Source organism: Shewanella morhuae (assembly GCF_900156405.1).
Taxonomy (GTDB): Bacteria; Pseudomonadota; Gammaproteobacteria; order Enterobacterales; family Shewanellaceae; genus Shewanella; species Shewanella morhuae.
Genome location: NZ_FTNN01000021.1, coordinates 44,137 through 53,436 on the forward strand (window position 1 = coordinate 44,137; position 9,300 = coordinate 53,436).

General features: G+C 45.0%; 9 protein-coding genes. 4 read left to right on the forward strand and 5 right to left on the reverse strand.

Features of this window, described 5'->3' with window-relative positions; all coding sequences use genetic code 11:
• Window positions 1–12: 12 nt before the first annotated feature.
• From BW947_RS17695 to BW947_RS17710, 4 genes are all read right to left on the reverse strand, one after another.
• Window positions 13–516: a NifB/NifX family molybdenum-iron cluster-binding protein gene (locus BW947_RS17695; RefSeq protein WP_076502108.1), complete on the reverse strand. Its 504-nt coding sequence runs from the start codon at window positions 514–516 to the stop codon at window positions 13–15.
• The gene (locus tag BW947_RS17700) at window positions 513–809 is read right to left on the reverse strand and encodes a DUF134 domain-containing protein (protein ID WP_076502110.1); all 297 of its coding nucleotides are present in this window, start codon (window positions 807–809) and stop codon (window positions 513–515) included. The genes BW947_RS17695 and BW947_RS17700 overlap by 4 nt, the downstream gene beginning before the upstream one ends.
• A gap of 453 nt (window positions 810–1,262) precedes the next feature.
• Window positions 1,263–3,230 carry a M1 family metallopeptidase gene (locus BW947_RS17705; protein ID WP_076502112.1) on the reverse strand — a complete coding sequence of 656 codons (1,968 nt, stop codon included), beginning with the start codon at window positions 3,228–3,230 and terminating at the stop codon, window positions 1,263–1,265.
• A gap of 241 nt (window positions 3,231–3,471) precedes the next feature.
• Window positions 3,472–4,968 carry an ATP-binding cassette domain-containing protein gene (locus tag BW947_RS17710; protein WP_076502130.1) on the reverse strand — a complete coding sequence of 499 codons (1,497 nt, stop codon included), beginning with the start codon at window positions 4,966–4,968 and terminating at the stop codon, window positions 3,472–3,474.
• A gap of 295 nt (window positions 4,969–5,263) precedes the next feature.
• Here BW947_RS17710 and BW947_RS17715 point away from each other — a divergent pair, with 295 nt between their 5' ends.
• Window positions 5,264–5,515 (forward strand): DUF2999 family protein, encoded by a 252-nt coding sequence (locus BW947_RS17715; RefSeq protein ID WP_076502114.1) that lies wholly within the window; start codon window positions 5,264–5,266, stop codon window positions 5,513–5,515.
• 124 nt (window positions 5,516–5,639) lie between these two features.
• On the opposite strand, the gene BW947_RS17720 is transcribed toward BW947_RS17715, so the two are convergent.
• Window positions 5,640–6,026, reverse strand: coding sequence for a carboxymuconolactone decarboxylase family protein (locus tag BW947_RS17720; protein ID WP_076502116.1), 387 nt, complete (start codon window positions 6,024–6,026; stop codon window positions 5,640–5,642).
• A 1,198-nt stretch (window positions 6,027–7,224) separates the two neighbouring features.
• Here BW947_RS17720 and BW947_RS17730 point away from each other — a divergent pair.
• The 3 genes from BW947_RS17730 to BW947_RS17740 form a co-directional block, all read left to right on the forward strand.
• Entirely contained in the window at window positions 7,225–8,037 is an 813-nt protein-coding gene (locus BW947_RS17730; protein ID WP_076502120.1) for an NYN domain-containing protein, read from the forward strand.
• 117 nt (window positions 8,038–8,154) lie between these two features.
• Window positions 8,155–8,976 carry an AAA family ATPase gene (locus BW947_RS17735; RefSeq protein ID WP_076502122.1) on the forward strand — a complete coding sequence of 274 codons (822 nt, stop codon included), beginning with the start codon at window positions 8,155–8,157 and terminating at the stop codon, window positions 8,974–8,976.
• Window positions 8,977–9,020: 44 nt separating this feature from the next.
• Window positions 9,021–9,300 (forward strand): transposase (locus tag BW947_RS17740; RefSeq protein WP_143562273.1); only part of this gene is annotated, 280 nt, incomplete at its 3' end.

Sequence of the window (9,300 nt, forward strand, 5' to 3'; positions counted from 1 at the left end):
TTAGCACTGGGATTACTTGTGCGTCAGCGGTCTAAAGCCTGCGTAATGCACTGACTTATCAAACTTTACCTGCGCTGCTGGTGCTTCTATAAGGCGTGATGGACTAGCTTTACTACCGCAACCACAACCGCCTCCTGTAGAGTGACAACATCCACCTTTAGCGGCATGTTTTAGTGAAACGCGACCTTGGGATGCATCCGTCAACCTAAGATTAAGATCCACCGTTTGTGCAAGCAAAGTCGCCACAGTTTGACTGGCACTGCCTTTACTCACGCTAATCCCCGTATCGAGCAACTTTCCTAACATGCGCTCACCGATATTCTGGGCAATCACAATATCGGTACCCTGTTGAATAATCAGCTCAAGCATGGCTTTTTTCGCACTACAGTCACCCTCAAGCGCAGGGTTATCAACCAGTTTAATCAGCTGAAACTGTTCGTTATAAAAACCAATTTGCATGGCTTTAGTAAAGTGACTGGCGAGCCGTTCGCGGCTCATTGGCATGGCAATAATCATAATAAATCCTTGTCTGTTTGGGTTGGCAACCTCAAGACCTGACCTTGAGTAATCGCCGTCGCCACTTTTTTACGGGCATTGGCGAGCAGGTATCCAAAGGTTTGCCGAGAGATCCCCATCATGGCTGCAGCTTCGAGCTGGCTTAATCTTTTAACATCCCCCAATTCGAGGGCCTCAAACTCATCGGCCTCTAGCTGAATATGGGTTAATTCAACCGCTGGGATCCCATTAGGCTTAAAGAGGCTACAGGGCACACAACTCGATAATTGACGGCATTTTTTGGGTCTTGGCATAGTTTTAATATCTTAAAATAGTTTTGAAATAGTCTTTATCTATTGAAATCGTGCTTTAGATTTTTGTGCACGTCTTGTGCACAAATAGCAAAACTCTGGAGCACTTAGTCAACGCAGTAAATGGATATAGACGATTCGTAAGCTTGATAACTAAGTTCAATAGCTAAGTTCAATTGATGAACCATAAGAACCGCCAAGTTTCTGGCCTAGGCCAGAAACTATTATTCACGCCAGTGGCATAACAAACTGCAACACAGCTCACAGTTAGTTATATCAAGCATGGCTAATTAACCACCTCAAGCTAAGTGCAAACCCAAGCAGCTCCTGCAAAAAACAAACACTAAGCCATTGTTATAGATGTGATTTCAGTAAAAACCCATTGTAACAACCAGCAAAAAATCCTATAAAAAAAGCGCCACTAGGGCGCTTTGGGGATTTTAGAAACTAAACCAATTACAAAATCAGGCTATTATTGCTGCGGTCGGCATCGGGTAATTTATGTTCGGGATCCAGTGTTGCCGTTTTAACGGATTTAGTGACAGGTAAGACAATCGTTGGCGAAACACGGTGCATCCAAGTTTCAACCGGAATACGAAAATCCTCACTCGTCCCATCGACATATTGCAAACGCAGCGTGACAGGCATAACCAACTTTTGTTTACTGGTCAGACTAATAGCTGTGCCTTTGCCATGTTTATCATCCACAGCTTTTACACCAGTAACCGCCATATCCAGCTGCCAATTGTTGAGATACCAGCCGCGCCACCACCATGCGAGATCTTCACCTGCGGCGCTTTCCATAAAGCGGAAAAAGTCCGATGGCGTAGGATGCTTAAACGCCCAAGTGGCAATGTATTCTTTAAAGGCTGGATCGAATCTATCTGGCCCTAAAATCTGCTCACGTAGCAAGACCAACCCTAATGCACCTTTAAAGTAACTCACTGAATGGCGATAGGTTTCTGCAACCGCTTCCGAGGGTGCCATCAGAGTAGGCGCTTCTACATCAGCCAACACAGGCAAGATTTCATCTACAGGATTGCCGCCCTTAGGCGCATATTCGCTGTCGCGTTTAGGGGCAAACTCGCCATGATTAAAGGCATCCGAGGCATACACATCGATAAAGGTATTAAACCCTTCATCCATAAAGGCGTGGCGACGTTCGTCTGAGCCCACAATCATAGGGAACCAGTTATGGCCAAGTTCATGGGCGGTTATCCAAAACAGCAGATCGTCCTTATCGTCCATGCCATCAAACACTATGCCGGGATATTCCATGCCAGCGCCCTGACCGCCGAGGTTGACCGCTGCAGGCCAAGGATAGGGATACCATTGGGAAAAATGCTCGATATTAGCTTTCACATACTCAGTGGCGCGATCCCATTTATTCGAGCCCACACCTTCGGCGGGATAAGCCGACATCGCCAGCGACGTTTTACCATTGGGTAGATTAATTCGCGCCGCATCAATCACAAATGCGTGGGATGCCGCAAAGGCCACATCGCGGGTGTGCTCCATACGAAAATGCCAATCTAAGGTTTTGTCCGCGCTTGGGCGACTGTCGGTTTTAGCAAGATCTGCTAAGGTGCGGATATACACAGTTTTATCACTTTGCTTGGCCGCAGCGAATCTCTGCTGCTCGGTTTTAGTTAGCACATCTTTTGGATTCACTAACTCGCCAGATCCCACCACCCAATAGTTACCCGGCACTGTGACCGTGTAATCTATGGTGCCGTATTCCAAGTAAAACTCAGAGCCTATGTAGGGATTGTTGTTCCAACCATGGAGATCGTCATACACCGCCATGCGTGGAAACCACTGGGCGATTTCAAAAATTTTGCCATTGCTCGACGGTGTGACTGAAGTGCGGCCGCCCCAAACGCCGGGAACTTGATAGCTGTAATCAATCTGCAACTGTAGCTTGCCGCCATTCGCCGCCAGAGGCTCAGCCAAATCCACCCGCATACGGGTATCATCGATTAAGAATTTAGCATCATAGCGTTTACCGCCGATCAACACTGTGACCTTATCGAATTGATATCCATCGGTAAATTGATCACGGCGCCATTCGGACGCCACAGTGCTGCGCGAATCCTTACGGTACATGTTTTGATCTAACTGCACCCACAGCGTTGGTAAGGCATCGGGACTGTTATTGGTGTAGGTGATGACTTCTTTGCTGCTTAACTTATCGTTTTGTGTATCAATAGTGGCGTGCAAACTGTAATCGACACGATTCTGCCAAAACATTGCCCCGGGCTTGCCCGCGCCATTACGCAACGCCGTTGCAGGATAAGGTAGCGATAGCGGCGCAAACAAGGTTTGTGGATCAAAGTGTGAAGATACGGATGTAGTGGGCGCCGCAACAGCAAGCGCCGAGCAGCCAGCCCACAGGATGGCAGTTGCCCTGAGCCAATAAGGCATAATGGAGATTCCTTTATTATTTTTAGATGGATACACACAACAGCAGTAGCGCTTTAGACTGACGCTAAACATGGCCTATACGATACCAACTCAAGCCAAATCAGGCAGCCCTTAAAATGCATTTAAGCACCGAGGAATTGTTACAAAGGGTGTGCTGATGCGGGTTAGCGCTAGTGAAATAGCAAGCTCAGCAAACTGGTAAACAGCCATGACTTGGCAGTGGCTGTTTATTAAGTCTTGCTCAATCCTTAGATTCGCCATAACTCACCTGCACCGAATAGCCATCGCCCTGCTTAATAAAATCCACGAAATTATGAATAGCGGGCAATGCATCCTCCCTATGGTGCGACACGTACAACAACTGACTCAGATGATGCTCAGCTATCATCTCCAGCGCCCGCATCACTAAGCTGCGATTGATAAAATCTAAGCCTTGATACGGCTCATCTAAAATCAGCAATAATGGCTGTTTAATCAAGGCGCGGCCTATAAGCAATAATCGCTGTTGACCATAATCGAGCTTCTTAAAACTCGTGCTCGCAAGCCCGCTCATATGCAAAATGGTTAGCCATTCCTTCGCCAAATCTAACTGAGGTTTAGTGGGTTTATGGTACAAACCAATCGAGTCAAAAAAGCCTGAAAGCAGCACATCTAATGCCGAACAGCTAACGCGATATTGCAAATGCAGCGCCGACGACACTATGCCAATCCGTTGTTTAATTTGCCAAATGCTCTCGCCACTTCCACGAGGACGGCCAAAAAGCGTAATGTCGTTGCTATAGCATTGGGGGTGGTCACCTAAAATCAGCCCCAGCAAAGTGCTTTTACCACAACCATTTGGCCCGCGAACTTGCCAATGCTGCCCCGCTTCGATGCGCCAATTCACACCGCTAAAAATCAGCCCACTGACATATTCCACTTTACCATTTTTAATCTCGACCAGAGGGGAAAACGCCTCGGCGTTATGCCGTTGCCGCTCCATCAAGGCCAATAGTTCATCGCTGCGCTGCGCCGATAACGCATTAAGCTGCGCCATCACCGGATGCTTGTGCCATTGCTCAATTGTCATAGGCGGACTGAGCTTATGCACACTCTGCCCCGATTTGAGCATCTCGCCATTAAACAGCGCCACATGGCTGATACACGGCGGCAATTCTTCTTGGCGTGAGGTAATGATCAGCAACTGAGTATGCTCAGCTACCTCACTCAGTAGCTCAGATAAACTCGTTTGATGCTCAATATCAAGCCCTGCGTAAGGGTCATCTAAGATCAGCAATTGTGGCAAAATTGCCAGTGCCCGCGCTAGCATAACTCGGCGCGTCTCGCCAGTTGATAACAGCTGAAAACCACGCAAACGCAAATGTTCAAGCCCCACTTTTTGTAATAGCACTGGGAGTTGGCTAGCATCTTGGCAGCATTCAAGCACTAAGGATTCGACACTTGAGCCGTAATCTAATTCGTCTTTTTCTAACTCGCGCTCCAGCAATGCTTGCTGCTGCCCCAGTGACACCCAACCGATACGTTGCGGCAGGCCAGTAATCGTCCCTTCATCGGGCTGAATGTCACCGGTTAATATCCGCCCAAGCAAAGAACCACTGTAACTATCGGTCGCAAAAATCGCCCAGTGCTCTGCAGGATGTAATTGCCATTCATCAACGACTAGCACCTCATTGTCACGCCCATATCGCAACTGTTTAACCACAATACTTTTGTCTTGGTTCGCGACAACATCAAGCATAACCACAGTTCCTTCTATTTTTAAGGGGATGATAAAAGCGGCATAACGTAATTGCACAAAGCAATCCTGTTAAGTAACACAATCACTTAGCACGAAAATAGCTCAGGCTTTTATCAGTAGATTAATAAGGGATAAGTCATCAGAGTAAAGCTTATTGGGAATAAAATCTAATGCGCTGAATGGCATAGATAAGGGGCTGTATAATGTAATGGTCAAGCTGGTATGAGGCAACCACTCTGACAGAACTGTGATAAAATCGGCACCTGTTTAACTTTCATATCAACAAGGTATTGTAATGAACCCCATTATTGCCATCTTAAAAGAACATAACGTCAGCGACGCTAAAATTCACGAGCTATTTCAAACATTAACCGAAAATCCATTAATGGCGATGGGCACGCTCGGTCAATTAGGTATCCCTGCCGAAAAATTACAACAACTGCTGGGGTTAGTGATGCAGAAACCTGCCTTGATTAAAGAAGCCGTACTCGAACTCGGTTTGGATTTCTCAAAAGTAGAAGCCGCAAAAGCCAAACTGCAACAATAAGCGCCGACTTTTGAAGTCTGTCGCCATCGTGCGCTAGGGGAATACGCGTAACTCAACTCCCCTAGCGAATGTTAAAACGATGAAATATCAAAAGCATTGATGCTAAACAGTCATCAGTTGAGAGCTAACTATTTTGCGCCTGCCACTCCTCAATCGCCTCTTTTGCCGCTCTAAAAGCCTCAATCCCCGCGGGCATACCGCAGTAAACGGTGCAATGCAGTAAGACTTCTTGAATTTCTTCAACCGAGCAGCCATTGTTTAGCGCGCCCCGCACATGCCCCTTCAACTCAGTCGGTGCCTTTAATGCCGCCAGCGTCGCAATGGTAATCAAACTGCGCGTTTGCCTTGAAATGACATCACGCACCCAAACCTCACCCCAGCAATTGGCCGTAACTAAATCTTGCAGCGGTTGCGTAAAATCCGTCGCACTACTGAGCGCCTTATCTACATAGCTATCGCCCATCACAGCACGACGCACCTCAAGCCCTTTCTCGTATTGCTCATCGTTCATCGATACATCCTTCTTCTTATGTGATTAAGCTATGTAATTAGACTTATTGAACCACCGCCAAAGCTTGGAATACACAAAGATACCTATATTTTTTTGTAAATAACTCAGAAAGAAATGTGTCAGTCCTCGCTTTCGATCTTTCAAAGGTTGGCAGACTATTTTGCTGCTCGTTTGCGGCTTAATAGCCAAAGTAAATCAAGCTGATGATTAAGCACTGTCATTCCAGTGACACGCCACCCCTTTTATTTCACAAAAAGTATCCATGAGGCCTCGACGACGGCATCTGCTGCATACGGAAGTGCAAATGCCGCGATCACATAAATGTGAAAGAGCATCCATGACGTCAACGGTCACTTACATGCCAATGCTTAATCGAGCCAACTCTCCAGTTATCTGTATGCCTTTTTTACAAGCATACACTCTACAAATTTAACAATGGATGGCTCGTTAAATTCTTTTGCTGCTCGTTTGCTGCTTAACAGCGGAAGCTGATTATTAAGCACTGTCATTCCAGTGACACGCCATAAACTCATCCATGAGGGCTCGACGACGGCATCCATGCCGTCAACGGTCACTTACATGCCAATGCTTAATTCAACCAACTCTCCAGTTATCTGTATGCCTTTTTATAAGCATACACTCTGCAAATTTAACAATGGATGGCTCGTTAAATTAACGTCTATCGCTTTGGTGTTGCGTGCTATTTGATAAAAAGATGCATATTCCGTCTTTGGTTTACTGGGCAACAACTCACTATTGTTGCGATTCACCATATGCTGTACGCTAGTTTAAATTTTTGATTGATAAACAACACTTAAGCAATTACTTAATCAATCAACGCTAGTTTGGTGTTAGCGAAAATCTCGCTAATAAAATATGGCGATATATAAATAAATCAGGGAAGATCCGCTCTAGAAAAGCGAACAAGGCAAGGAAAAGCTTTCTATACCTCTCCTTAAAGATGCTCCCCCTCTGAACTAATTGTGATTCAGTTTAAGGTTTTACAAACCACAGACTGATAGCTTTATTATTGTTTTTATTAAAATTTATTGTCTGTATTTGCTGTCTGGTAGCAAGAGCCATGGGCGGTAGCGTGCTTAAATCATTGGATAAAAAGCAATCATCATTAACTTCAAAGCTCAAACCAACTTATCTTCTTAATGAACGACTAAAAACAACCACATTCGTTGGAACAAAAATGCAGAATAAAGAAAAAATTGCGGTGTTCATTGATGCTGATAACGCGCCAGCCAAGAAGTTTGATGTGGTACTCGCTGAGCTTGCAAAACACGGATTAATCAGTATTCGAAAGGCTTATGGTAACTGGAAAAGCCCGAACCTAAAGCCATGGGAAGATATCCTGCATGAATATGCCATTCAGCCTATTCAACAATTCGATTTAACCAAGGGTAAAAATGCCAGTGATATTGCGCTAGTCATTGATGCGATGGACATTCTATATACAAAAGATATCGACATTATTTGTCTGATATCCTCGGATTGCGATTTTACCCCTTTGGTAACCCGAGCCTTAGCTGACGGCAAAACCGTTTTTGGTTTCGGAGAACGTAAAGCACCAGCCGCTTTTGTGAATAGCTGCTCTCGCTTCCTCTACCTCGACGCAGAGCCTGTATCGGTAATAGAACCAGAAGAGGCAGACGCAACCATTCAGGTAGAAACCGCAGAGCAGTCAAAGGCCCAATCCGAGACAGCTAAAGCCCCCCAACCTCCCAAACCAATCGCCCTGCAAAAGTGCAATCTGAAAAGCGACACCAAGCTAATCAACATGCTGCGTCAAGCGATTGAAGCAACCGAAGAAGAAAATGGTTGGGCGCAACTCGGTCCAATAGGCGCTCATATATCTAACCACAGCTCTTTCGACCAAAGAAACTATGGTTTCAAAAAGCTTGTAGATCTATTCGCGGCTATAGATCTCTTCGAAATACGAAAACCGAATAAATCAATGGTTTTGGTCAGAGACATAAAGCGCGCAAAGAAAAGTGGGAAATAAATGGGCTGAGCGCAAAGGAAATACCGACGAAACAAGCCCTACATTTATTGAACCAAGTAACAACCATTAAAGACTGCTGCCGTTACCAAATTTAAGCTAATGAAATAGGATATCGTTATGTCACAAGTAGCAAAGGTCGTTGAATGGGTTAATCAGGATGGTAGACCGCTTTGGTGGCGTCACGCTATTCGCATAGCTTTAGGCCATGGAGAGATCAAACCTGAATTTGTTGATGTCTTATATAACCTTGCAAAAATGGAATTTGGACTCTTACTAAAAGATCAGATCTATCCAGCAAATATATCACCAGTAAAAGTAATGGGATTCGATGTTGAAGAACACTCTATAAATTTACTTTCCCTAGGTATGGTTCGGAACGTTTCATCTCTTGTACCAGGCCAAACCCTAAACTTCGCCCCTAATGGTTTAACAGTCGTCTATGGGGACAATGGTGCGGGTAAATCTAGTTATGCAAAAATCCTAAAAAGCGCGTGTCTAACTCGTGGCGAGGTCCCTAATATCCTGACGAATATTTTCAAGCCATCGACTGAAAATCCTCAAGCCACACTGTGTTTTAGCTCAGCAGGTGGAGAGCCGATCCCTTATATATGGGAAAAGGATGGAGAGGATAGCCCAGAGTTAAAGTCCATTCGTATTTTCGATTCGAAGTCAGCAGTACATTATATTTCCAAAGAAGATCGCGTTGAGTACAAACCAGCAGAACTCAAGTTACTTGATGAACTAGTAAGTGTTTGTCTTGAAGTGAAAAGAAGACTTTTAGATGAACAGAAACATCATTCAGCACCGCACCCAATATTTGGATATAACCCATCGACTAAAGTAAATGCGTTTTTACAATCACTAAATAATTTGCCGATTGCAGAATCAACTACAACTTTAGACTCCCACTGTAGTGGCATAGTGAATTTGGCCACCTAATAAGAAATGTTATGATCTCATTCATAGCGAATTTAGGTGACAAAATGAATAAAAGTAAACGTGCACGATATAGCGCAGCGATTAAGCTCGAAACTGCCCAATTAGTCATTGACCAGGGCTATACACAAGAAGCGGCAGCCAAAGCCATGAACGTAGGTAAATCAACGGTCAGTAAGTGGGTAACGCAGCTTCAGATCGAGCGCCAAGGGATTGCTCCTAAAGCCTCACCCATGACGCCTGAGCAGATTGAAATAAGGGCACTTAAACGAGAAATTGAGCGTATTAACCTTGAGAAAGAAATCCTAAAAAAGGCTACAGCTCTCT

Coding starts and splice junctions, on each gene's coding strand:
- BW947_RS17705 (WP_076502112.1), bottom strand. CDS start 3,230: ATGCCTTATTGGCTCAGGGCAACTGCCATCCTGTGGGCTGGCTGCTCG.
- BW947_RS17700 (WP_076502110.1), bottom strand. CDS start 809: ATGCCAAGACCCAAAAAATGCCGTCAATTATCGAGTTGTGTGCCCTGT.
- BW947_RS17720 (WP_076502116.1), bottom strand. CDS start 6,026: ATGAACGATGAGCAATACGAGAAAGGGCTTGAGGTGCGTCGTGCTGTG.
- BW947_RS17715 (WP_076502114.1), top strand. CDS start 5,264: ATGAACCCCATTATTGCCATCTTAAAAGAACATAACGTCAGCGACGCT.
- BW947_RS17735 (WP_076502122.1), top strand. CDS start 8,155: ATGTCACAAGTAGCAAAGGTCGTTGAATGGGTTAATCAGGATGGTAGA.
- BW947_RS17695 (WP_076502108.1), bottom strand. CDS start 516: ATGATTATTGCCATGCCAATGAGCCGCGAACGGCTCGCCAGTCACTTT.
- BW947_RS17710 (WP_076502130.1), bottom strand. CDS start 4,968: ATGCTTGATGTTGTCGCGAACCAAGACAAAAGTATTGTGGTTAAACAG.
- BW947_RS17730 (WP_076502120.1), top strand. CDS start 7,225: ATGCAGAATAAAGAAAAAATTGCGGTGTTCATTGATGCTGATAACGCG.